This is a genomic window from Dysosmobacter segnis, from assembly GCF_014297285.1.
GTDB classification, from domain to species: domain Bacteria; phylum Bacillota; class Clostridia; order Oscillospirales; family Oscillospiraceae; genus Oscillibacter; species Oscillibacter segnis.
Genome location: NZ_JACOQI010000007.1, coordinates 31,705 through 55,453, shown reverse-complemented (window position 1 = coordinate 55,453; position 23,749 = coordinate 31,705). Strand labels below are relative to the sequence as shown.

The 23,749-nt window shown below is 52.9% G+C and carries 20 protein-coding genes and 1 tRNA gene; 6 read left to right on the top strand and 15 right to left on the bottom strand.

Features of this window, described 5'->3' with window-relative positions:
- Positions 1 to 194: 194 nt before the first annotated feature.
- On the bottom strand, positions 195 to 1,712 hold the full coding sequence (locus tag H8Z83_RS08715; RefSeq protein ID WP_187014652.1) for a YifB family Mg chelatase-like AAA ATPase: 1,518 nt from the start codon (positions 1,710 to 1,712) through the stop codon (positions 195 to 197).
- A 296-nt stretch (positions 1,713 to 2,008) separates the two neighbouring features.
- On the opposite strand from H8Z83_RS08715, the gene nifJ reads away from it, so the two are divergent.
- A complete protein-coding gene (gene nifJ / locus H8Z83_RS08710) occupies positions 2,009 to 5,575 on the top strand; it encodes a pyruvate:ferredoxin (flavodoxin) oxidoreductase (RefSeq protein WP_187014651.1) in 3,567 nt (1,188 codons plus the stop codon).
- A 237-nt stretch (positions 5,576 to 5,812) separates the two neighbouring features.
- Positions 5,813 to 5,889 (top strand) — tRNA-Arg (locus H8Z83_RS08705).
- Positions 5,890 to 6,078: 189 nt separating this feature from the next.
- On the opposite strand, the gene H8Z83_RS08700 is transcribed toward H8Z83_RS08705, so the two are convergent.
- From H8Z83_RS08700 to H8Z83_RS08660, 9 genes are all read right to left on the bottom strand, one after another.
- Positions 6,079 to 7,473 (bottom strand): site-specific integrase, encoded by a 1,395-nt coding sequence (locus H8Z83_RS08700; protein WP_187014650.1) that lies wholly within the window; start codon positions 7,471 to 7,473, stop codon positions 6,079 to 6,081.
- A gap of 21 nt (positions 7,474 to 7,494) precedes the next feature.
- Positions 7,495 to 7,701, bottom strand: a complete 207-nt coding sequence (locus H8Z83_RS08695; protein ID WP_112091840.1) for a helix-turn-helix domain-containing protein — start codon at positions 7,699 to 7,701, stop codon at positions 7,495 to 7,497.
- Positions 7,702 to 8,230: 529 nt separating this feature from the next.
- Positions 8,231 to 8,464, bottom strand: coding sequence for a helix-turn-helix domain-containing protein (locus H8Z83_RS08690; RefSeq protein ID WP_119345203.1), 234 nt, complete (start codon positions 8,462 to 8,464; stop codon positions 8,231 to 8,233).
- Between the two features lie 5 nt (positions 8,465 to 8,469).
- On the bottom strand, positions 8,470 to 8,901 hold the full coding sequence (locus H8Z83_RS08685) for a sigma-70 family RNA polymerase sigma factor (protein ID WP_187014649.1): 432 nt from the start codon (positions 8,899 to 8,901) through the stop codon (positions 8,470 to 8,472).
- 457 nt (positions 8,902 to 9,358) lie between these two features.
- The gene (locus tag H8Z83_RS08680) at positions 9,359 to 10,594 is read right to left on the bottom strand and encodes an MFS transporter (RefSeq protein WP_187014648.1); all 1,236 of its coding nucleotides are present in this window, start codon (positions 10,592 to 10,594) and stop codon (positions 9,359 to 9,361) included.
- The gene (locus H8Z83_RS08675; RefSeq protein WP_187014647.1) at positions 10,591 to 10,890 is read right to left on the bottom strand and encodes a hypothetical protein; all 300 of its coding nucleotides are present in this window, start codon (positions 10,888 to 10,890) and stop codon (positions 10,591 to 10,593) included. The genes H8Z83_RS08680 and H8Z83_RS08675 overlap by 4 nt, the downstream gene beginning before the upstream one ends.
- A gap of 3 nt (positions 10,891 to 10,893) precedes the next feature.
- Positions 10,894 to 11,601 carry an ABC transporter permease gene (locus tag H8Z83_RS08670; RefSeq protein ID WP_187014646.1) on the bottom strand — a complete coding sequence of 236 codons (708 nt, stop codon included), beginning with the start codon at positions 11,599 to 11,601 and terminating at the stop codon, positions 10,894 to 10,896.
- Positions 11,594 to 12,325, bottom strand: a complete 732-nt coding sequence (locus H8Z83_RS08665) for an ABC transporter ATP-binding protein (protein ID WP_187014645.1) — start codon at positions 12,323 to 12,325, stop codon at positions 11,594 to 11,596. Before H8Z83_RS08665 ends, H8Z83_RS08670 begins: the two co-directional genes overlap by 8 nt.
- Positions 12,326 to 12,460: 135 nt before the next feature.
- The gene (locus H8Z83_RS08660; protein ID WP_187014644.1) at positions 12,461 to 13,108 is read right to left on the bottom strand and encodes a TetR/AcrR family transcriptional regulator; all 648 of its coding nucleotides are present in this window, start codon (positions 13,106 to 13,108) and stop codon (positions 12,461 to 12,463) included.
- Positions 13,109 to 13,291: 183 nt separating this feature from the next.
- Here H8Z83_RS08660 and H8Z83_RS08655 point away from each other — a divergent pair, with 183 nt between their 5' ends.
- The 3 genes from H8Z83_RS08655 to H8Z83_RS08645 all read left to right on the top strand — a co-directional run bounded on the left by H8Z83_RS08655 (position 13,292) and on the right by H8Z83_RS08645 (position 15,534).
- Positions 13,292 to 13,660 carry a helix-turn-helix transcriptional regulator gene (locus H8Z83_RS08655; RefSeq protein WP_187014643.1) on the top strand — a complete coding sequence of 123 codons (369 nt, stop codon included), beginning with the start codon at positions 13,292 to 13,294 and terminating at the stop codon, positions 13,658 to 13,660.
- Positions 13,661 to 13,903: 243 nt separating this feature from the next.
- A complete protein-coding gene (locus tag H8Z83_RS08650; RefSeq protein ID WP_187014642.1) occupies positions 13,904 to 14,233 on the top strand; it encodes a plasmid mobilization protein in 330 nt (109 codons plus the stop codon).
- A complete protein-coding gene (locus tag H8Z83_RS08645; protein ID WP_187014641.1) occupies positions 14,194 to 15,534 on the top strand; it encodes a relaxase/mobilization nuclease domain-containing protein in 1,341 nt (446 codons plus the stop codon). The genes H8Z83_RS08650 and H8Z83_RS08645 overlap by 40 nt, the downstream gene beginning before the upstream one ends.
- 107 nt (positions 15,535 to 15,641) lie before the next feature.
- On the opposite strand, the gene H8Z83_RS08640 is transcribed toward H8Z83_RS08645, so the two are convergent.
- The 5 genes from H8Z83_RS08640 to H8Z83_RS08620 all read right to left on the bottom strand — a co-directional run bounded on the left by H8Z83_RS08640 (position 15,642) and on the right by H8Z83_RS08620 (position 22,611).
- Positions 15,642 to 16,322: a hypothetical protein gene (locus tag H8Z83_RS08640; protein WP_187014640.1), complete on the bottom strand. Its 681-nt coding sequence runs from the start codon at positions 16,320 to 16,322 to the stop codon at positions 15,642 to 15,644.
- Between the two features lie 77 nt (positions 16,323 to 16,399).
- Positions 16,400 to 17,485, bottom strand: coding sequence for a ComEC/Rec2 family competence protein (locus H8Z83_RS08635; RefSeq protein WP_187014639.1), 1,086 nt, complete (start codon positions 17,483 to 17,485; stop codon positions 16,400 to 16,402).
- A 631-nt stretch (positions 17,486 to 18,116) separates the two neighbouring features.
- Positions 18,117 to 19,976: an antirestriction protein ArdA gene (locus H8Z83_RS08630; RefSeq protein WP_187014638.1), complete on the bottom strand. Its 1,860-nt coding sequence runs from the start codon at positions 19,974 to 19,976 to the stop codon at positions 18,117 to 18,119.
- Between the two features lie 12 nt (positions 19,977 to 19,988).
- A complete protein-coding gene (locus tag H8Z83_RS08625; protein ID WP_187014637.1) occupies positions 19,989 to 20,525 on the bottom strand; it encodes a hypothetical protein in 537 nt (178 codons plus the stop codon).
- Positions 20,512 to 22,611 (bottom strand): DNA topoisomerase 3, encoded by a 2,100-nt coding sequence (locus H8Z83_RS08620; protein WP_187014636.1) that lies wholly within the window; start codon positions 22,609 to 22,611, stop codon positions 20,512 to 20,514. Before H8Z83_RS08620 ends, H8Z83_RS08625 begins: the two co-directional genes overlap by 14 nt.
- 61 nt (positions 22,612 to 22,672) lie before the next feature.
- On the opposite strand from H8Z83_RS08620, the gene H8Z83_RS08615 reads away from it, so the two are divergent.
- Positions 22,673 to 23,731: an HNH endonuclease gene (locus H8Z83_RS08615; RefSeq protein WP_187014635.1), complete on the top strand. Its 1,059-nt coding sequence runs from the start codon at positions 22,673 to 22,675 to the stop codon at positions 23,729 to 23,731.
- The last annotated feature ends 18 nt before the right edge of the window (positions 23,732 to 23,749 follow it).

The following is a 23,749-nucleotide window of genomic DNA, read 5'->3' as shown; positions in this document are numbered from 1 at the left end:
CACAGCCAGCATAGAGACCGTAAACAGAATTGCCATGGTGTGTACCTCCTTCTTTCTGATTTCCACGCTACTATACGCCAGGTAATCGTTTTTGTCAACAAATTTTTTAAAGTTTTTATAGTCAAATTGCACAAATGTTTCGTCAAAACAAATAAAAACAGGAGATGCGTTTTAGACACATCTCCTGTTCGGCTTTACCCCTTCAGAATGTCGGTATTCCGGTACTGAATGGCCTCTGACAAATGCTCCACGCCGATATGCTCCGCACCGTCCAGATCCGCAATGGTCCGGGCCACCCGCAGTACCCGGTCATGGCTCCGGGCAGTGAGACCCATGCGCTCAAAGGCGGACTTCATCAGCGCGTCGCACCGGGAATCCAGCTCGCAGAACCGGCCCACCATAGGGGGCGTCATCTGGGCGTTGCAGGGGATACCGGTGCCCTCAAACCGCCTGGACTGGATGGCCCGGGCGGCGTCCACCCGCTCCTTGACCTGAGCGGAGGATTCCGGCTTGGACTTTCGCCGCATGGCCTCGTATTCCACAGAGGGGACATTTACATGGAGGTCGATCCGGTCCAGCAGAGGACCGGAGATCTTCTGGACGTACTTCTCCACCTCTTTGTCCGAGCAGATGCACTTCCCGGAGGGGTGGCCCCGCCAGCCGCACTTGCAGGGATTCATGGCGCACACCAGCTGGAATTGGGCGGGGAGCCGCAGGGTGCCGCCTGCCCGTGCCACGGTGACGATGCCGTCCTCCAAGGGTTGACGGAGAGCCTCCAGCACGTCCCGGTGAAATTCCGGCAGCTCGTCCAAAAACAGCACGCCGTTGTGGGCCAGAGAGATCTCGCCGGGCCGCATCAACGGCCCACCGCCGGCCAGAGCGGCGGCGGAGGTGGTGTGGTGAGGGGAGCGGAAGGGCCGCTGGGTCAGCAGAGGGTGGCGGGGGTCCGTCAGCCCCGCCACGGACCAGATGCCGGAGGTCTCCAGCGCTTCGGGACGGCTCAGCTCCGGCAGGATAGAGGGCAGCCGCTTGGCCAGCATGGATTTGCCCGCTCCGGGGGAGCCAATCAGCAAAAGATTATGTCCACCTGCCGCGGCGATCTCCAGTGCCCGCTTTACATGCTCCTGTCCCATCACGTCCTGCAAGTCCGGCAGGCCGGTTTCCTCCGGCTCCGGTACCCAGACCGGGGTAGGGGAGAGGAGGGTTTCATTTTTTAAATGGGACACCAGTGCGCCCACGTCCGGAACACCGTAGACGGTCAAGCCCTCCGCCAGCGTTGCTTCGGCAGCGTTGTCCGCCGGGACGTACAGCGTCCGGATACCTGCCTCCCGGGCGGCCAGCGCCATGGGCAATACACCGCTGACGCCCCGCAGAGCACCGGTGAGACTTAGTTCACCGATAAAGGCGGCGTCCTTGGGCGGGGTAGGTAAATCTCCGTCCGCCGCCAGCAGCCCTACGAAGATGGGCAGGTCGTAGACAGTACCCGCCTTTTTCGTACCGGCGGGGGCCAGATTGACGGTGATGCGGCTGACGGGAAATTTTGCTCCGCAGTTTTTCACCGCCGCCCGGACCCGCTCCCGGGCCTCCCGGACGGCGGCGTCCGGAAGTCCCACGATGTCGAAGGCGGGCAGACCGCCGGAGAGAAAACACTCGGCTGTGACCTCATAGCCGGCAATACCGTTGAGGCCCAGAGAACGCACAGTGGTGACCATAGCGGCACCTCCTGAAAAAAGTTAAAATTTTGTTTACATTTTTCTGATTAAAGAAATTGTACCACACTACGTGATTTTTGGGAACCCAAAGGGCGGCAAAGTTAAAAAATAAACATATTTTTCCAAAAAAGAACAAGAAAACCGATTAAGTTTCAAAATTTGAGCTTTTCTGTTTACAAATTGTAGAGGAAGTGCTACAATTACGGCGAATGGCGTTTGAGAAGAGAGAGCCCAAATGCCAAAAACCGGTGAGAGCCGTTCTGCAGACGGTATCCACCGACAGGAGGTAAGAGTTTATGGTAAGAAAATTCAAGTCCATGGACGGTAACAACGCGGCTGCGTATGTCAGCTACGCCTTTACCGAAGTGGCGGGTATCTACCCCATCACCCCGTCTTCTCCCATGGCAGACTATGTGGACCAGTGGGCAGCCAACGGTCAGAAGAACATCTTCGGCACCACCGTCAAGGTGTGCGAGATGCAGTCTGAGGCCGGCGCTTCCGGTACCGTCCACGGTTCTCTGGCAGCCGGCGCGCTGACCACCACCTACACGGCCTCTCAGGGCCTGCTGCTGATGATCCCCAATATGTACAAGATCGCCGGCGAGCTGCTGCCCTGCGTGTTCCACGTGTCCGCCCGTACCGTGGCCAGCCACGCTCTGAACATCTTCGGCGATCATTCCGACGTGATGGCCTGCCGTCAGACCGGCTTCGCCATGCTGTGCGAGAATGACGTTCAGGAGATCATGGATCTGGCTCCCGTGGCCCATCTGGCCGCCATCGAGGGCCGCGTTCCCTTCATCAACTTCTTCGACGGCTTCCGTACCTCTCACGAGATCCAGAAGGTCGCCGTGTGGGATTACGAGGACCTGAAGGAAATGTGCGATATGGACGCTGTTGACGCGTTCCGCAAGCACTCCCTGAACCCCGAGCGTCCCATGATGCGCGGTTCTCATGAGAACGGCGATATTTTCTTCCAGCACCGTGAAGCCTGCAACAAGTACTACGAGGATCTCCCCGAGGTCGTCGAGAAGTACATGGGCAAGATCAACGAGAAGCTGGGCACCAACTATCAGCTCTTCAACTACTATGGCGCTCCCGACGCTGACCGCGTCATCATCGCTATGGGTTCCATCTGCAACGTGGCAGAGGAAGTCATCGACTACATGAACGCTCACGGCGAGAAGGTCGGCATGGTGAAGGTCCACCTGTATCGTCCCTTCCGGGCCGATAAGCTGCTGGCCGCCATCCCCGCCACCTGCAAGGCTCTGGCCGTTCTGGACCGCACCAAGGAGCCCGGCTCCGAGGGCGAGCCTCTCTATAAGGATGTTGTCACCGCTCTGGCCAACGCCAACCGCTTCAATGACATGAAGGTCATCGGCGGCCGTTACGGTCTGGGCAGCAAGGATACGCCTCCTGCCTCCGTCTTCGCCGTGTATGACGAGCTGAAGAAGGACGCTCCCAAGCACGAGTTCACTCTGGGCATCGTGGATGACGTCACCCACCTGTCTCTGGAGGAGAAGGCCGTTCCCGGCGTTGCTCCTGCCGGCACCATCGAGTGCAAGTTCTGGGGTCTGGGCGGCGACGGTACCGTTGGCGCCAACAAGAACTCCACCAAGATCATCGGCGACCATACCGACAAGTACATCCAGGCCTACTTCCAGTATGACTCCAAGAAGACCGGCGGCGTCACCGTCAGCCATCTGCGCTTCGGCGATCAGCCCATCAAGTCTTCTTACTATATCAACAAGGCTGACTTCGTGGCCTGCCACGTGCCTGCCTACATCACCAAGCATTTCCCCATCGTCCGCGATGTGAAGCCCGGCGGTGTGTTCCTGATCAACTGCCAGTGGGATGACGCGGAGCTCAGCCACCATCTGGATGCCGCTTCCAAGCGCTACATCGCCAAGAACAACATCCAGGTCTACACCATCAACGCCATCGACCTGGCCAAGCAGATCGGCATGGGCAAGCGTACCAACACCATTCTGCAGTCCGCCTTCTTCTCTCTGGCAAAGGTTCTGCCTGAGACCGAGGCCCTGCAGTACATGAAGGACGCCGCCACCCACTCCTACCTGAAGAAGGGCCAGGACGTTGTGGACATGAACCACAAGGCCATCGATCTGGGCGCTACCGCTTACAAGAAGTTCGACGTGCCCGCCGATTGGGCTGACGCCAAGGACGAGACTGTGACCACCAAGCTCACCGGCCGCGAGGGCGTTGTGAAGCAGGTGGAGGACATCATGTTCCCCGTGGGCCGTATGGACGGCGACAGCCTGCCTGTTTCCGCCTTCCTGCCTCATGTGGACGGTCAGTTCGAGCAGGGCGCTGCCGCTTATGAGAAGCGCGGCGTGTCCGTCTCCGTTCCTACTTGGGACGCTTCCAAGTGCATCCAGTGCAACAACTGCGCATATGTCTGCCCCCATGCTACCATCCGTCCCTTCGCTCTGACTGAGGAGGAGGCCGCCAAGGCTCCCGCCGCTGCCAAGATCGTGGACGTGAAGGCTGGCAAGGGCAAGGGTGTTTACAAGTACACCATGGCCGTGTCTCCTCTGGACTGCATGGGCTGCGGCGTGTGCGTGGGCGTCTGCCCCGTGGGTGCCCTGACCATGGTTGGCCAGGAAGAGGAAGCCGCACAGCAGGATGTGTTCGACTACTGCGTGGCCGAGGTCGCTCCCAAGGCCGACATGCAGGACAACACCGTCAAGGGCAGCCAGTTCAAGCAGCCCTATCTGGAGTTCTCCGGCTCCTGCGCCGGCTGCGCCGAGACCAGCTATGCCCGTCTCGTTACCCAGCTCTTCGGTGACCGGATGTACATCTCCAACGCCACCGGCTGCTCCTCCATCTGGGGCGGTCCTGCCGCAACTTCTCCCTACTGCACCGATAAGAACGGCCACGGTCCCGCATGGGCCAACTCCCTGTTCGAGGATAACGCTGAGCACGGCCTTGGCATGTATCTGGGCCAGGAGGCCACCCGCAACCGTCTGGCTGACCTGACCCGTCAGCTGATCGCTGTGGAGTATGCCGACGAGGCCATTAAGGCTGCCGGCCAGAAGTGGCTGGATACCATGGAGGACGGCGCCGCTAACAAGAGCGCTTCCGCCGAGTTCATCGCTGCCATGGAGAACATTGTCTCCGCCCGCGGCGATTGTGACTGCGACGCCTGCAAGCTGGCTCGCGAGATCCTGAAGGACAAGGAATATCTGGAGAAGAAGTCCGTCTGGATCTTCGGCGGTGACGGCTGGGCCTACGACATCGGCTTCGGCGGCGTGGATCACGTTCTGGCTTCCGGCAAGGACGTCAACGTCTTCGTCTTCGATACCGAGGTCTACTCCAACACCGGCGGTCAGGCTTCCAAGTCCTCCAACATCGGTCAGGTGGCGCAGTTCGCCGCTGCCGGTAAGGAGACCAAGAAGAAGTCTCTGGCTGAGATTGCCATGAGCTACGGCTATGTGTATGTGGCTCAGGTGGCTATGGGTGCTAACCCCGCTCAGACCCTCAAGGCCATTCAGGAGGCTGAGGCCTATCATGGTCCCTCCCTCATCATCGGCTATGCTCCCTGCGAGATGCACAGCATCAAGGGCGGCATGACCAACTGCCAGGCTGAGATGAAGAAGGCCGTCGAGTGCGGCTACTGGAACCTGTTCCGCTTCAACCCCGCTGCTGAGACCGACAAGTTCATTGTGGATTCCAAGGAGCCCAAGGAAGAGGGCTACCGCGCCTTCCTGATGAACGAGGCCCGTTACAGCCGCCTGACCCGCGAGTTCCCCGACCGCGCCGAGACTCTGTTCAAGCGCAACGAGGAGGTCGCCATGGATCGCTATCAGCACCTGCTGAAGCTGAAGGCCATGTACGACGAGAAGTAATTCTCATCCGACAGATCGAAAAGGAGCACGGCATGAGTCGTGCTCCTTTTTTGCGTTGACACCTTCGACAAAATGGGATACAATAAACTGCGGCTATGACGAGGCTGAAAGCCCTTGCTGTGCCGCGAAAAGTATGAGATCTATGCCCCGGTAGCTCAGCTGGATAGAGCGAACGCCTCCTAAAAATCGAATCGTTCGAATCCTGGAGCCCTGCAAAATTGAATATTTTCTGTATAAGCCCCCGTAGCTCAGTTGGATAGAGCGGTCGCCTCCTAAGCGACAGGCCACTGGTTCGAACCCAGCCGGGGGTGCCAAAAATGACCGCTGTAAGCCGTTTTTCGATGGTTTGCAGCGGTTTTTTGTTATCTTTTTTTCAGAGCATTCTTGCTACTCTACCGGAACGATTTTATACATTTTCCGCTGTATGCCTGCTAATTGGCTTCGAACTATTTTTCCGGCCTTGCTAATAAAAAACGCCGATTTGCTAATACGATTTTTCAGCCCTATTTTTCAGATGGGGCCGACGCCAGCAATGCAGCCAGTGTGTTGGCCAGTTCCGGCGACTTGCGAAGCTGTTCTACCAGGGCCTCCAAATCCAATGTGGCGGGCGCCGGTTCCTTTGGTTCCTCCGGGGCACGAACCGAACGCAGGTCAGGATTGGCATAGAAGGCGCTCTCAAACTTCTGGGCGTTGATCTTGCGGTCCTCGTCCAGAATGTGCGCATACACGCTGGTGATCATGTCGATCTGGGCGTGTCCGGTATCGCCCTGGGTGGCCTTCAGGTCGCCGTGGTTGAGCTTCAGCTTATAGGTGGTACTGGAATGGCGCAGGGAGTGAAAGACCACTTTGGGAAGCCCTGCTTTCTCCCGCAGCTTCTCAAACGACTTCAGGATGATACGGTCCTCACAGGGGCGGCCATTGGCCAGCGCCACCACCAGGTCGTAGTCCTGATACTCGTCACGGAGCAGTGCTCGCAGCTCGTCCTGCGCGGATTTCCATTCCCGCAGGATATAAGCCAGAGTCTTGGGCAGCCACACCTTGCGGATACTGGAATCGGTCTTGGGCTTCTTTAAAATGATTCTGGTGCTGGTGTTGGGAAACAGAGGCGTGAACACATGGTAGATGTCCTTTTGCCCCAGCATCTCAATGGCCCGCTTGGAGGCCCGCGCCAGCTCCTTGTCGATGTAGACATAGGCGTTGTCATCGGCAATATCTTCATCGGAGATGTGGACATTGCTCCAGGTCAGCCCCAGAATCTCACCCATGCGCAGCGAACAGGCAAAGGCCAGGTTCATTGCTACATAGAGCTTGCTGTCCGTACACTGATCCAGGGCGGTGCGGATCATATCGGCGGTCCAGATGTCCCGCTTCTTGTATTCCACTTTGGGCAGCACCACATTGTCAAAGGGGTTCTTGGCAACCAGCTCCCACCGAACCGCCTGCTTGAAGGCACAGCGGAGAAGTTTGATGATCTTCTCGATGGTAGCGTTGGTGACAAACTCCGTTTTGGCGTGGTGTGTCCCGGTGTTCACCGCAGGGGTTTTCTGCAAAGTCTGGATGTACTTGTCCACCACCCGCGTGGTGATGTCCTGCACTTTCATATCCCCGATGATGGGGTTGATGTAGTTGGCTATCAGCGAGTTTTGGCTGTCATACATGGACACCCCCCACCGCTTTTCGCCGTAGAGGGAAACGAAGTCGGACAGGAACTCCGCAATATTCTGATTGGTGGGCGGAAGGAAGGAGTTGGAGCTTTTCTGACTCTCGATCTCCGCCTTGCGCTTCAATGCCTCCTGATAGGAAGTGCGGGTTTCCCATTTCTGCTTGGTCTCGCCATTCTCGTCCACATAGGTATAAACAATAGAATAGTTTTTCTTTCTCTTGATGATGGATGCCATAACGAACCTTCCTTTCTTGTGTCACAGATCAAGCGGCTCCAGCCACTTGTCAAACGACCGCTTGGGAATTCGTATGGCGTTACCAATTCGTACGCTTTTGAAAAGGCCCTCCTGCACAAGACGGTATGCCTGTGTCCGGCTGACACCTAATATACGGGCAACATCGTTGACCGTATAGGTGCGGCACTCGAAAGGCCTTTTCTCCGTACCGTTCTGAATTTCTGACACAGCAGCCTCCTTTCCAGTCAGAAACGGCACGCAAAAGGGTGTTCATTCATAACTTCCACCCTCATTGTACCGCGCCGTTTCGGGTTTGTCTGCTGCTAATAGAAAGTTTACGAATTATCCGTAAACAGAAAAGCAGAAGATTTATCTGAAAATAAAAGAGGCAAAAAACGGATGGCTGCCGGCAAGCAGCTCCACGGGAATCTCACCCCGGCCCATGCTGATGGGTGCGCCGCGCAATGCTTTGAGGGCGTTCAACGCGGGAGTCTCATTATCCTGTCTGTGCATCCTCGCCCACAGGCTGCCACACCTGTTTCGCGGCCTGGTTTTGTCGCTCACCTGTTTGGTAGGGGTCCCGTCCTGCGGACTTGCAACAGGGTCTTGGCGCACCGGCCGACCGGCTCCACACAGGCAGATCGTATCCGTCTGCCTTATGCTGCCCGAAGGCTTTCTTTGTCAAGGTGGGTTCAGTCCCCGGCATTGGCAAAAGAGGAAAGGGTAAGCCGATTGCATTCTGCCAGGACTGAAAGGATTAGGCGCGCATCACGGCCCGGATCAGTCGGATTTCCAGACAGCGCTTCATGTGGGTATCCACGCACACATGAGGCGTTCCGTCCTTGTCATAGAGGGTACGGGTACACAGGCGGCTCATATAGTCGTCGTAGTACCGTAGCACTTGCTCCATGGCCTCGCTGTCACCACTGGAGGCCGCGTGGATCACCCAAACGGGCGGCAGGTCCTTTCCCTTGTGGATGGGCTCTGTCATCTTCCTCAGCCTCCTTTCGGCATCAGCGCCGACAATGCTTCGCGCAGTTCCTGCAGCGCCCTCGTCCGGTGCCGCTGAACGGCGCTCCGGGACATCCCAACGAGATTGCCGATCTCACCGTCTGCCAGGTCCAGAGTGCAGTGCAAAATCAAAATGCTCTGCTCCGTCTGCGGCAAAGCGGAGAAAGCCTCGGCCACAAGCTCGTTGTCGATATGTAGATCGTAGCCGTGCGACGAGAACACAATGCTGTCGCTGGGGTAACAATCTACGACGCAGAGCTTGTCCAGTTCCGTCTGGGACAAGTCGCTAAAGAAGGCTTCACGCTCTCTTTGGCGTTTCATGTTCCGCAGGTAGGCTCTGGCCTCGTTTCGCAATACCTTCTTGCAAAAAGCATCGAACCGGCATTGCTCGCCATAGTCGCGGGGGTTAGATTCCATCAGTTTCACCCCCTTTCCATGGGGGATCAGGTGGTTCTCTCCCTTTCCGCTACTACCAATCCTGCAAGAGCGTGTTCTGCCCGCTAAACGCCTCCTTTTGGAAGAAAATTTGAGAAAATCAACGGCCAGCCAGCCCGACCGCAGGAAACGACAAAAAGCGCCCGGCAGGTCACAGACCCACCGGACGCAATAGCGAGTAATATGAAGTTTATTTACATGGTATAGTTCATATTCGTGGCCGAACCTCTCCGCCGACTGGAACGGGCTTTTTTTGAGCTATTAGGTGGGTGAAAAATGAAAAAGGACACAGCGATACCTCCTCGATACCGCCGTATCCTTAAAAAAGGGCGACTTTAATACACCCCCTGCATTCTCATTTTTTCAAACAGAATACAGCGGTCTTGATTTCTTGTTTTCAAAACCGCCGCATTCCGTCAGCGGTTTGCGCCGCCAGGAATCAATTCTTTTCGAAGTTTACAAAAAACCTTGAGGATGCCAGACCAATCACACATACCAGTAATCCACTGGGGATCAACACCCAATAGGGACTATCTGAAAACCAATCAAACAGCGCCCCATAGATGATCTGTCCTGCAGGCTGGGCACACATGGCAAGAGTGAATACATAAGACATGATCTTCCCCATCAAATGTTCGGGAGTTCGAGCCTGAATGACGGAGATTGCATAGGTAGAAAACAGACTGCACCCAAATTGCCCAAGGCTGAACATGACAAGGAGAATGATGTAAATACCGAGAGGCCCTACAGGTAAGAAAAAAGCAATTCCCGTTGGAATGAGGCTAAGGCCAAGTCCCATAAAGACAAAGGCCAGCCAGCGCAAACGGAATTTCTGCGCTGTAATTCCCACAAAGAGGCTGCCCAGCACGGCGGCTACACCCATAACACTTTCCGCTGCTCCGTAATGCTCTGCCGAGAGTCCAAGAACAGTTCGCACCAAGTAAGGAAAGCCGACCACCACCGTACCGGCTACAAACAAGCTGGCCAGGGCTGCAAGCAGGAGCAATTTGAGGATACCCGGCTGCTCCCGGCGCAGGAAGTGAATGCTGACGGAGAAGTCCTCTCTAATGATCTCCCGGACGCTCATAGTGACTTCCGCCTTCCGATAGTCCAGGCGAATGAAGCACTCCAGAATAGCGGTGAGGAAAAAGCAGGCCACCGTTCCCCAGAGGACCGGAGTAAGTCCAAAAGCAGCGTAAACTAGGCTGCCCAGAAATGGGGTGATAAGACCGGCGATGGCCTGTACTTGATTTACCGCCGCATTTCCTTTCATCAAATTATCTCCAGAGAGCATCTGGGGGATGCAGGCCTGTACTGTGGGAGACTCAAAAGCAGCCAGGACAGACAGGATCACCAACAATGCGCCGATGACCCAGATATCATGTCCAAAGGGCAGCACCAATCCGGCAACCAGCACGGTGCATCCAGAGAGAGTGTCCAGCCCTACCATGATGTTACGCCGGTTGGCTCGATCCGCCAGAATACCGCCAAAGGGGGACAACAGGATGGTAGGAAGCATGGCTACTGCCAGCAATGTCGCAAAAATGGACGCCGAGCCGGTCTGCTCCAGCACATACATAGAAAGTGCAAACTTTAGAGTATAGTTGCCAATCAGGGAACTGACCTGCCCCAGAATCAGAAAAGTAAAATTGCGGGTGAATAGTTTGTCTCTCATTTTTCTGTCCTCCGGAAACAGATTGCAATCAACATATCGGCTGCCAGACCAACGACACTTAGCCCCGCACACCACGCCGCGGCAGTTCGGTTTCCACGATCCGCCAGACGCCCAGCAATCAGTAGTAATCCGACTTCAGCAGCCAGGGATGTCCCTCTGGATACACAGCGAAATAAGCGGCTGCGATTCCACACACGATTTACGGTTTTGTCCAGATGATCTGCTGCGGTCTCCAACCGTCGTTCAAAGTTTGCAGTTGCCCTTTCAACCTTCTGGTCAAATTCTCGTTCTGTCATGTCTCATACCTCCATGTTATTTACTTGTCTCAGTAGATTTTTGATTGCCAAAGTTGCAAGGATGCCCGTCACACCAAGAACGGCTCCCATCATTGGCAAGAATGCCAGTGCTGAGCTGATAATCTGACACACAATGGTTGCCAGAACGACCGATGCCACAATGGTCACTGGAACCGACTTTTTGCGGAATCCAAACCACAGAGCAATCACCCCCATCAGCCCCGCCAGAACGGAACAGCAGAACAGGAAGCCCAGTGATTGCAGAACCACTTTGATTGTCAGATGGTCAGAACAGATGGGAAACAGTGATTCTGTTAGAAAGAACACAGCCTGGACCACCGCTCCGCACAGGAGCATCCCGCCAGCGGTATAGGCAAACACCAGCATCAGCTTTGCGCACAGCACCTTTTTCCGGCTGATTGGATAGCTCAACAGCAGAATTGCGCGTTTCCCACTGTATTCCTCCACCACAAACCGGGAGGCCATGACTGCCGACAGAATCAAAAAAATCGCCATACAGACCAAACAGGTTATCCCCATCAGGAAGGGATACTGGGAGAACAATTCCGCATCCGGCTCGGTGGGGTCCATATAGGGGATGGCGGCCATCAGGTACTGGAAGCCCAGCATCGCTATTCCGCAAATCAGGACTGCGATATGGTAAGAGCGCAGGCGATTCCGTTTTAATTCCAATGCGATCAGTTTATGCATGGTCGCCACCTCCCTGGATCAGCGAAATCAAATAGTCCTCCAGATCGGAAGGATGCTGCTTACAGAGACCTGCCATCTCCGCTTCTCGTGCGATTATTCCGCTTGCAATAACACCAACATGATCCGCAATCTGCTCGATCTCAGACAGAATGTGACTGGACATCAGAATGGTCATTCCTTCCTCCTGAACCAAGCGGCGAAACAAAATACGCATCTCCTTCATTCCCACAGGGTCCAGACCGTTGACCGGTTCATCCAGGATCAACACTTCGGGCCGATGGATGATGGCTCGCGCAATGGCCAAACGCTGCCGCATACCCAGGGAGAAGGTAGACACCGGCTGACTCCTTGTACCGGGCAGCCCCACACGGCAGAGCGTTGGTTCCACATCGGTATCCTCGATTCCCATGTAAGCCAAATGGAGGCGTAGATTATCCGCAGCCGACAGATGCTCATAAAATATTGGCGTTTCAATCAGACTTCCGGTGCGTCGAAGGATTGCCTCGTTATCCCGCACACTGTCCAGTCCCAGCACACTGGCGGTTCCGGCAGATGGTTTTAACAACCCCAGCAACAGTTTGAGCACAGTTGTTTTTCCTGCTCCGTTGCGCCCCAGGAAACCGTAAATGCTGCCCCGCTCTACGGAAAAGGTACAGTTCCGGATTACTTCTTTTCCCGAAAAGGTTTTTGTCAGGTTGTTTGCAGAGATTACAATTTGGCCCATGTTATACTCCTTTCATACCTTCGAGCGGTATGTATCCTAGTAAAAAATTTGCCGCAGTGATTGACTGCGGTATTTACAATATAATACCTTCTGAATGAATGTATATGTCCAAAATAAAATTGCCGCGAGGCAATTTTATTTCAGGTCGGGGATTTGCTCAAAGAACTCGTCCACCAGTCGCTGAATGGTATCGTCAAACAGAGGCACGCCCATCTTCTCCATCATCTCCCCGATAAAGGAGAATTTCCGCCGCATCTCCTCTTTGGTGGCCGGAAACACAGATGGCAGCAGCCACAGGCTGGTGAGCAGCGGCAGCAGTTCAGCAATCTCCTTGGCATACTCTGTGTGGATGGAACCGTCCCGGTTCCCCTCCTCGATGAGTTCCAGAAAATACGGGGTGAGAATCCGGCGGTTGGCATCGATCATTCCGACCAATACTCTGGGATTGTGATTCATTGGAATGGACTGTGCTGTCATATTGGTACGGGCTGTGTCTGCCTGATTCAGTCGGACTACTTCACGCAGCTTTTGGAGCCCGTTCAGATCGGCACGATCTTTCACTGCCTCGAAGGGGTTATTTTCAAAAAACATACGGTCACTCACCGCATCCATGATTTCCTCTTTGGACTTAAAGTGGTGGTACACCGCACCTTTCGTAAGGCCGCCCAGCTCGTTCACAATGTCCTGGATGGTGGTGTTCTCGTAGCCCTTTTCTAAAAAGAGGCGCTGAGCTACATCTAAAATCCGCTCCTCCGTGACTTCTGGGTATTTGTTCCGTGCCATCCGCCACGCTCCCCCCTAAACATTCTCTAAGTATGTATCTATTATACGGACTTGAATTAGCATTGTCAAGAAAGATACCGCCGGTATTTTTTAAAAATATGAATTATAAAGTTTAATATAAAGGCATATCAGAACATTCCAGGGGCAGAGTATGAATAATACAATGCAAGTGGGTGATGTAATATGGCTAAAGTCGAGGACTGCCCCGGCTTTGAAACTTTTGGTGCAGATGTGAAGGCTGCCCGTAAAGCAAAGCATTTGACGCGTAAGACGCTGGCTGAAATGGTCGGAATTGAATGGCGCTATCTTGCCAATATCGAAAACAAAGGCACGATCCCCAGCTTGCCGGTTATCATACAGCTTATCAAAGTGTGCGGACTTCCCGTAGAACGGTACTTCAATCCAGAGGTCATGCGGGAGGAAAGCGCACAGAGACAGCGTATCAGCCACAAACTGAAACTCTGTCCGGAGCAGTATTTAACCGTCATCGAAGGTGCGCTTGACGGGGCGCTGAAAACTGAAAAACCAGCAGATAAAACGGAGGGTGTGTGAGCATCCTCTGTTTTCGTTTCTCCAGGGCGGCTCTGCCGCCCTTTTCTTTTTGGAAAAGTCGAGATTTTGCGGGTAGATAAAGGTGTTTCCGACATTGTATTTACAGGGGAAGGAGCGTAGAGCAAGCACAGCAAGTGAGTACCCACTTGCGATTTTTGACTTTAGGGAACCCTCTCCCTAAACCCCCAAAATGCTTGTTGGGAACATCCCAAACCCTAATACGAAAAGAGGCGAGATACCACCATGGCAAACAGGAAACGGAACATCCAGGTGAAGTTCTATGTCACCGCCGAGGAAAAGGAGCTGATGGAACAGAAGATGGCCCAACTCAAGACCAAGCGGATCGGCGCCTACCTGCGGAAGATGGCGATAGACGGGTATATCATCTATGTGGACACTAGGGACATTAAGGAGATGAACAAGCTCCTGTCCGCCATTGGCCGGAACATCAATCAGATCGCTAAGCGAGTCAACGCCGGAGGCTCCACCTATCAGGCCGACATGGAAGAAATCCGGGAAAGGCTGGATCAGATATGGCAGTTACAAAGACGCATCCTATTAAGTCAACGCTGAAAGCAGCCATTGACTATATCTGCAATCCCGATAAGACGGACGGGAAGCTGCTGGTATCTTCCTTCGGCTGCGTTGCCGAGACCGCAGACATTGAATTTGAATGGACACGCCGCCATTCCATCGACAAGGGCACACACCTGGGCCGCCACCTGATCCAAGCCTTTGAGCCTGGGGAGGTCTCCGCCGAGGAAGCCCATGAGATTGGGATGCAGCTGGCTAAAGAAATATTGGGTGGCAAGTACGAGTTTGTACTTACCACCCATATTGACAAGGGACATATTCACAACCATCTGATTTTCAATGCGGTCAGTTTCACCGACCACAAGCACTACCATTCCAACAAGCGCAGCTATCACGAGATACGCCGGGTCAGTGATCGACTGTGCCGAGAACACGGCCTGTCTGTCATCGTCCCCGGCCGGGACAAAGGCAAGAGCTACATTGAGCATCAGGCCGCACAGAACGGCACCAGCTACAAGGCAAAGCTGAAAGCCGCCATCGACCGGCTGATCCCCGTGTCCTCCAACCTGGAAGATTTACTTGCCCGGTTGCAGCGGGAAGGATACGAGATCAAGCGGGGAAAGTATATCTCCGCCAGGGCACCGGATCAGGAGCGGTTCACCCGGCTCAAAACCCTGGGCGCCGATTACACGGAAGAAGCCGTTTCCTCCCGCATTGCCGGAGGCCCCAGGCCCTCCAGACAGCCCCAACAGCGCAGCGGGAAGGTCAGCCTGCTCATTGACATTCAGAACAATATCAAGGCTCAGCAAAGCGCCGGATACCAGCGGTGGGCGACCATTGAGAATCTGAAACGGGCGGCCGCCACTATGAATTTTCTCACCGAACACGGCATCGACAGTTATGAGGAATTGGTGGAACGGTGCGACGCTATTGCCGCCGCCTCCATCCGTACTAGGGAGAGCCTGCGGGATACAGAACAGCAGATTACCGACCTTTCCATCCTGGGAAAGCAGATCGACACCTACCGCAAGTTGAAACCCGTCTATGACCGCTACAAGGCATCAAAGGACAAGGAAAAATTCCTGCGTGGCTTTGAGAGCGAGATCTTCTTGTTCGAGGCGGCGGCCAGGGAAATCAAGAAGGTTGGACTTACCAAACTTCCTTCCGCCGAGAAGCTGAAAGTAGAGCTGGACGGACTCTCCGCCCACAAGACTGCCCTGCAAGCGGAACTTCGGAAGATACAGCGGGAGGAAAAGAAATATCATACCTTGCGAAAGAATGTAGTTATGCTCCTAACCTCAAAGCCTAAAAGCGAGATTTCAAGAGGATTAGAACTATAATAATTATATGAATTACGTATATTCCTTTGGGTATTAGACTTATTTAATACTGTTTTGGAATTCCCTGATTCAAAATAGACAGTAGTAGTCCATTCTCATTTTCACATTCAGTTTTCAGATTTCTTATGATTACCAATATCAACGGCCAAAACGGTATTCGCAAATCGGTTCATTTTTAAATGAGTACAAATATTTAAAACCACTGCTAGAACAAACAACACCATCAAAAACTTATTCGAAAACACAACAATAGATGAAAATACTACTGGAGATATTAAATAAAAGAAAGTAAATCCCAGAGTTTCAATATACAAATCCCGGCACATTAGATAATCTCTTTGCGTTTGCTGAACTTGACCTTTCTCCTGGTATTTAAGGTAAATTTTATACCACATCTTATTCTCAAACTTTTGGCGATCCTTCTTGTTATTCGGAAGGTTACAAATTATGTCAGAATATAAAGACGCGGCATCATATAATTGGAAGCGGTCATCTGATAACTTATTTTCTTTAATCCGAGTAAAAATGGTTTCTCCAGGCCTCGGAATAAATCCTAATCCAACCAGTTTGTCCTTTAATTTGCTGCCAATCAGACAATCCCACAGTAGTGTGGCACTGGATAGGACAGCGGATATTAGTACCGATTCCAATAAAAAAGAAATGGCTTCATATCGGCTTTGTTCTTCGGTTGCCATGGAAAAACTTAGTGCAGGAGTGCACCAAATCAAAAACAAAAAGCAAAGCATCAATGATAGATTCTTCATTTCTTGATTGCGGTAATCCTTCATTTCTACCTCTCCTGTTACTAAAGTTTGCAAATTTGAGATAGTAGAGATAATGCCTTAATGAGTGCTATGTTTTTAAATTAGTCCCAATCTTCTACTTTCTCACTAAAAGCGATTGGGGTAGTAGTCGTCCATCCAGAACGGCTAGTCATCCCGTTTTGATGTCGAACCGTATGTGTTCTCGCTTCGTAAACTTTTGCTCCCCTACGCATATAAGCATTAGTAACCATTTTTTGAGGATGATTAGTCCCTTTACCCACAGAAACAAACGCATATTTGGTAGGAGTAGTTCCCTTTACAATTTTTTTACCTAGCAATGCGTCTAATATTGACGGGCTAACATTGTGGCGTCCCCCGTGATGTGGAATCTGATGAACCTTTATTCTCCTTATGTCAATACCAGTTTTGCTTGCATAGTCTATGGATTGGCGAAGGGCACGGATGCCAGCATCGCCGGTTAGTAAAAACTGCTCCTCCACCATATCGCCCAGCAAAACAATTGACGCCTCATTTTCTGGAGATGTAGAAACTTTCTCTCTGAGCAATTCATTAGTCCAAGATTCCAATGTGGTCTTTGCTTCATTTAAAATACGGGTAAAAAAGCTATCTTGGGCTACAGAATTTTCGGACAGTGGGGTCTTGTTCGATTCTACTAGAAGACTCTTATAAAACTCTTTTGTTGGAGACAATATTTTTAATTGCTTATAAATTGTTGTCCCTTGAAATCCTTCATATATTGGAGTGTTATTTTTAAGTGCCTTTTCTTCCAGTGCACTTACATATGGATATGCTTGTTTAAGTCTGTTTTCGAGACTTGATTTAGTAATTCGACCATCTGTCACCTTATCAAAAATATCATCAATGTATAACCATGGCCTATTGACTATTAGGGCCCCTACATGAAAGTGGTCAAATAATTCACAAAGTCCTGAAGCATGATCTTGATCTGTATGCGAGCAAACAATAAAATCTATTGTGGGGTTTTTCGTATTTTGGAAATAATATTTGGTCAAATGACTAACAAGTGCGTTACCATATTTTTGCGTTCCGCCATCATAAACTCCAATTATATATCTACCTCTTTCTTTATCAAAAAAACGCATACAAATAGCATCCGCATCGCAAGAATCTTCATTTATACTAATAAACTCTAGTTCATAGTTCATGCTCAATTCTCCCTTTCGCATCTCATTAAGGATTAATATAAGCTAGACAAGCCGCAATACTTATAAGTTCAATTCTTACATTGTTTTTCTATTTAACTAAATACTACCTAGATGTTTGCAATGTAAAATCATACAAGCAAAATTATTTTTGTGAGGTGTATATTCTACATTATTTTCCATATTATATCACTTTTCACTTCCATACACAATGAAAGAGTTGCCGGTCTTAGAAATACTATGGCAAGCATAAGATTGAATCTGTTTCTATCTCACACTTAGCAAAAAAGAAGTGCCATCCTCGGACAAAATAACATCCGATGATGGCACTTCTTTTATTTAGCAACGGTAAAAATCCGGCGTTTTTCCTATGTAAAAACGCCCTGCTGCCCCACATAGGAAATCATACTGCCCTTACACGGAAAAGCCGCCACAGGCGGATTCTTCGCCCATTTTGAGCCCTAATTCCTGCACTTTTTGGAGCGGCGGGAACGATAGTGCGGACAGGACAACACCACCGTCCGGAAACTCTGCTTGCAGGGGTGAACGCATCCCTTACAGAGCTTGTTGTACTGGCGTCTGCCGTTTTCGCTCAGGAAGAACGACCATTCCAAACGCCATTTCTTGTTCCGGCTCATAAGTCGCCCAACTCCGGGGGCTTCTTCTGGGGGGCAGGCTTGTCCGGGGCTTTCCGCGACCCACATTCCCGTTTTGCGTCCTCCAGCCGCTCCCGGATGGAGGGCTTTTTCTCCGGCGTGGTCCTGCGCGCTTCGGCCTGGGCTTTCTCCAATTCCTCCCCACGGCGGCCGTTGTTGATGATTCCATCGATCATCCCATAGTCATCCTCCAGGGTCATTTCCGCCGTGCGCAGCGGGTTTTCCGGCTCCACGGGAACGGACACGATCTGCCCATTGATGCTGGCGAACAACTCCGGTCGCTTGAATTGCTCAGTGTACTTCTGGATCATGTCCGGAGGCAGGGACGCAAAACTCTCCGGCCCCAGGCCCACCACCAGGAAGGTGCCAGTCACGATGTCGTAAATCTCCCCATGCTCGTCCCGGAGGGAACGGTTCAGGTCCAGACCGATGAGCTTGCCTTCGTCGTTCAGCACCAGCCCTATCGGATCGTCAAAGGGATAGGAGGTGGCAATATCGCCACCCACCTCCGCTTGCAGCGCATGGAGGCCGGGGTCGATCTCCTTCACATAGGGCTCCTTCATGGGCTCCACCACCAGGACGGTCAATTTCTCCGGCGCGGTATGTTCAGGGGCGTCTCCGTTGGGGATGGAAAAGGCGCGGCTGCCGTTGGCCATGATGAGATACTTTCCGTCCTCGGACTCGTGGTGGAAACCGTATCCGGCCGCCTCCATCTGTTCCCGGCTCATATCCGTCACATGGAAGGTTCCCCTGGGGGTCCGCACCCTCTCGCCGGTCTCACGATCATCCGGGCTGGGTGCCGCTGGCTGGCCGTATAACTCTGCCTCATACTCCCCGTTTGCCTGCTCCGCAAAGGCCAGCATCTCGTCCACATGGGATTGGTCCGGGTTTTCAATGGCCTCCCGGATCGCCTGGGGGTCTACATCCAGAAATTCCTCATAGCCGGTGGCGTCCTTGAATTTCTCAATCTCCGAAGGAAGATAGTCCTCCTGGGTCTGCTCCAGGGCGGCCAGCTTCTCGTCCAGGGCGGAGATACGCCCGGCCATCAGATTTTCGTAGATTTCTTCCTTCGCCGCGTGTTCCTCCGGGTGCTCAGCGGCATACTGCGGATCGTTCTGCCGGAAAAACTCGTCCATATCGTAGGCAAGGTCCATGGCCCATTCCGAAATTTCTTCTTCGGGGATGTCATCCTGGAAGGTCATCACCCGGTATTCCTCCGGGATGCTGCCGCGCTCGCCATCGTAATACTCATGGAAGCTGTCCCCGGTGTCCCGCACATAGCCCAGGTCGGTGAACTGGCCGCTTTCCTCCAGGGCGATATCCCGTCCGTAGGCCTCATAGTCGATGTAGTTGCGCAGATGCTCCGGCACCTGCATGGCGTCCAGTTCCTCGATGTAATACCGGCCCAGATCGTCGTTGTCGTGGATGTCAGGGTAGATGTCGTAACAGTCCAGGTTCTCCGTTAGATTGATAAGCTCCTGGATGCTGCCCGTGTGGTCGCCGATTTCCATAGCAGCCTGGAACCGCTCATATTCATCCTGGCTCATATCATCCAGTTTGGAGGCCAGGTAGTTCAGTTCATCCAGGTTGGCATACTCGCCCAGCAGGTCATAGAGGCCGTCCACATAGCAGTCGTAGTCCGTGATGAACCATTCCTCATAGGTCTGCCCGAAGTCGTCTTTCGCACCGATCCCGATGCGCTCAAAGACCTTTTTCAGTTCCTCCGCCGTGGTGGGAAACTTCACCCATTCGCCCACAAGGGCGCCCTCGTTGTACTTGCCCAGGTTGGTGATGAAAGCGGCAAAGGGATAATCTTTGTCATAGTCATAATGGGGCATAGCGACACCTCCTTATCGCTCCGGCGCAGGCTTTTCCCGATGGGGCTGCGCCTTGCTCTGGTTGGCACATTCCTTCCGGCTCTGCTCTAGCCGCTCCTTGATGGAGGACTTTTTCTCTGTCTGTCTCTCCCTGGAGTGCTCATGTTCCCACTCGTCGCCGGAGAGGGTGAGATAGCCTCGGCTCGTAAAACACCCCTGTTCCTCCTGCATGGCGTGGTTGCCAAAAGGAACGGGATCAATGGCGTCCAGCAGCTCCGGGGGCAGAAGGACGTCCAAATGCTGCGCCAGATAGCGCCAGCCCACATCCTCCACTTTGCGGATGTTGGGCTCCAGGACAAAATACTCGGTGTTGGCGGGGAACTCCCGGAACTGTTCCAGGGTGGTCAACCGGAAGGGAGACTCCTGGACAGCGGCCAGAAGATCACAGTTCTCCGGGGAAAGTCCGGCAATCGCCTGGGCCGCTGCCTCCAGCTCGCTTGCGTCACCGCCTGCGGGAAGCAGCGGCTTCAAATGCTCCATGAAGTTGACCTCGGCTTTACTTTTTGCCATACACACCATCCTTTCGTTTGGGAAACTCCAGCTTGAAATTGACATACTTGCCGCCGGTATCGTCCAGGATCACCACGGCGTCATAGGTGGAACCTTTCTTCTCCGACCACATCCCCTTTACGGAAGTACGGCCTTTTTTCAGAAGGTCGGCCACCATCTTCCGGGTCATTTCCTTGCGGCGGCTGGTCCAGAAACGGTCATTCTTCCACATGACGAACTGGCAGGCCCGGTCCGAACAGGCGAAGTTCTTCTTGCCCTCATAGACCGGCTTGCCGCAGCGGGGGCAGAGGCCCACCGTCTCCTTCTCCGGCTGGAACAGCTTTTGCCCATCCTCGGAAATGTGGGAGTATTTCCGCACCAGCTCTGCCGCCATTGCCTCGATCCCGTCCATGAAGTCCTCCGGCGATACCTGGTCCTTTGCCACCTCGTTCAACCGCTGCTCCCAATCCGCTGTGAGCTTGGGAGAGGTCAGCAGCTCCGGCAGTACCGTGACCAGGTTGACGCCCGCCTTTGTGGGGATCAGGTTCTTGCCCTTGCGCTCCACAAATCCGCCGGACACCAGCTTTTCAATGATGGCCGCCCTGGTCGCCGGGGTGCCCAGACCTCTGCGCTCTACCTCGTCCGGCATATCTTCTTTGCCCGCATTCTCCATGGCCGACAGAAGGGTGTCCTCTGTGTAGGGCTTGGGGGGCGAAGTAAAGTGCTCGGTGACGGAGGCGACGACCGACTCAAAGGCCTGCCCCTCGGTCAAGGCGGGAAGGACACCCTCGGCATCTTCATCCTCCGGCTTCTCCTTCAGGGAGGAATGAAACACCTCCTGGATGGCCCGCCAGCCCTGGGAAAGCACCTGCCTTCCTTTTGCCGTGAAGGTATGCCCGCCGCAGTCAAAGGTGGCCGTGACCGCCTCATACACGAAAGGCTCCGCCACCGCACACAGCAGCTTGTAGCAGACCAGCAGAAGGATATTTCGCTCGCCCACAGGCAGTCCTGGCACATCTGCCTTTTCCAACTCTAGGGTGGGAATCAGGGCATGGTGATCGGATACCTCTTTGTCGTTCACCAGCGCCGCAACATCGGGGAAAAACTCCGGGCAGGCATCGAAGGGCGGCACCCGCGCCGCCAGATGCAAGACTACGGAGGCGGTCTCCGCCATGTCGCAGGTCAGATACCGGCTGTCCGTGCGGGGATATGTCAGTAGCTTCTTTTCATAGAGCGACTGAGCGTAGTCCAGGGTTTGCTTGGCCGTGTAACCGAACACCCGGTTTGCCTCCCGCTGCAAGGTGGTCAGGTCGTACAGTTTGGGCGGCTTTTCCGTCTTTTTGTCCCGTGCCACGGATACACACACGGCCCGCTGCCCATCGCAGGCGTCCCGGATGGTCTGGGCGTCCTCCGTGGAAACAATACGGTCGCTGACCGCCTCGGCTCCCTCCAGCGCCAGCCGCACATGATGGTATTTCTCCTTGCGGAACAGGACGATCTTACTGTCCCGGTTGGCCAGCATCGCCAGGGTGGGCGTCTGCACCCGCCCCACATTCAAGGTGCGATGGTAGAGGACGGAGAACAGGCGGCTTGCATTGATACCGATGAGCCAGTCCGCCTTTTGGCGGCAAAGCGCCGACTGATACAGCGGGTCATAGTCCGCGCCGGGGCGCAGATCGGTAAAACCCTCCCGGATCGCCGCGTCCTCCATCGAAGAAATCCAGAGACGGGAGAAAGGCTTGGAACATCCGGCGGCCTCATAGACCAGCCGGAAGATCAGCTCACCCTCGCGTCCCGCGTCGCAGGCGTTGACCAGCTCCGTCACATCGGAGCGTTCCATCAGGGAACGGAGAATGTGGAATTGGGCGGCCTTTTCCTCGGACACGACATAGCGGAAGGGGTCGGGCAGGATGGGAAGATCCTCATACCGCCACTTCTTATAGCGGTCATCGTAGGCGGCTGCATCCGCCAGCCCAACCAGATGCCCGATGCACCAGGAAATGAGCCAGCCGCCGCCTTCAAAATGGCCATCGGCCCTGGATGTGACACCCAGGGCCGATGCGATACTCTTTGCTACACTCGGTTTTTCAGTAATTATTAGTATCATAATTTTCTCCTTGGAATTGATTTGAAAGTAATATATAATTTGAAAAAAGGGGGGGGATAAATTGGCTAAATATAAATGCATATACTGCTTAACCGAGAAAGACGAATCTGCGTTTAACCGAGAACACGTCGTTCCCCGTATGATGGGAACTTATAATAATGGGTTTGTACTAGGCAATCACCAAGTCTGCGAAGAATGTAATTCTTATTTTTCTAAGGAATTAGAAAATAAAATTGGTCTTGATTCGCATGAAGCTTTCCTGCGTATGCAATACGGCAACAAACGCATGAGCGATGGACGCATTTTGCAAAATAAGCGAATTGCTCTTACGGGGAATGGGGGGATTTTTAAAGGACTAAAATTTACTGTAGTTTCAGATAGTAGTAAGCAAGAACGCGTCCATTTTGATATTTCACCATGTATTGGAATATCAAAAGTTGGCAGTCAAGATGAATATGATTATTATTCTTTAGACAATCTACCTCAAGCAACAGAAGAGACTCTTTCTCACCTAAAGGAGAAACCGCACGGCATTATTTCAGTAGACCTCAAACGAGAAGATGTCGAACAGGCTTTGAAAGATAAAGGGTATTTGAGTGACAGTTATACCTATAGCGAACCAGAGATCGCCTCAATGTATGGAAAGACGGATTTTAGTACAGCTATAAGGATTTCCATTGACTCCATAATGAGGCGAGTATGTGCAAAAACCGTCTTTAACTATCTTTGCTTTTCTGAAGGGTCAGACTATGTCCTACAGTCAAAATTTGATGAGCTAAGAAAATATATCCGATATGGTATTTGGTCAAATAATCTTTGGTTTAGATATTCTCAAGAGCCAGTTTCGACTGCTCAATTACCTACCCCCACTTCCCATTGTGTCGGATATATGTTCTTTCCCCAAAATGGATGTTGGAATATGTGTGGTTGTCTAACGTGGTTTGGCCAATTAACATATATTTTCAAATTAGGTGTTACCGATATTCCGATTACGAGATTTAATGTTTTGCCGCCTACCAAGATGGCATACTTTGATAATGACACAAAAAACATATCAGAGGAATCTGCTGTTTTCGTTTATGGTGGAAGGCCTGATGACCAATATCATTTTAAAAAATAGTTCTTTCAATGCACTCCC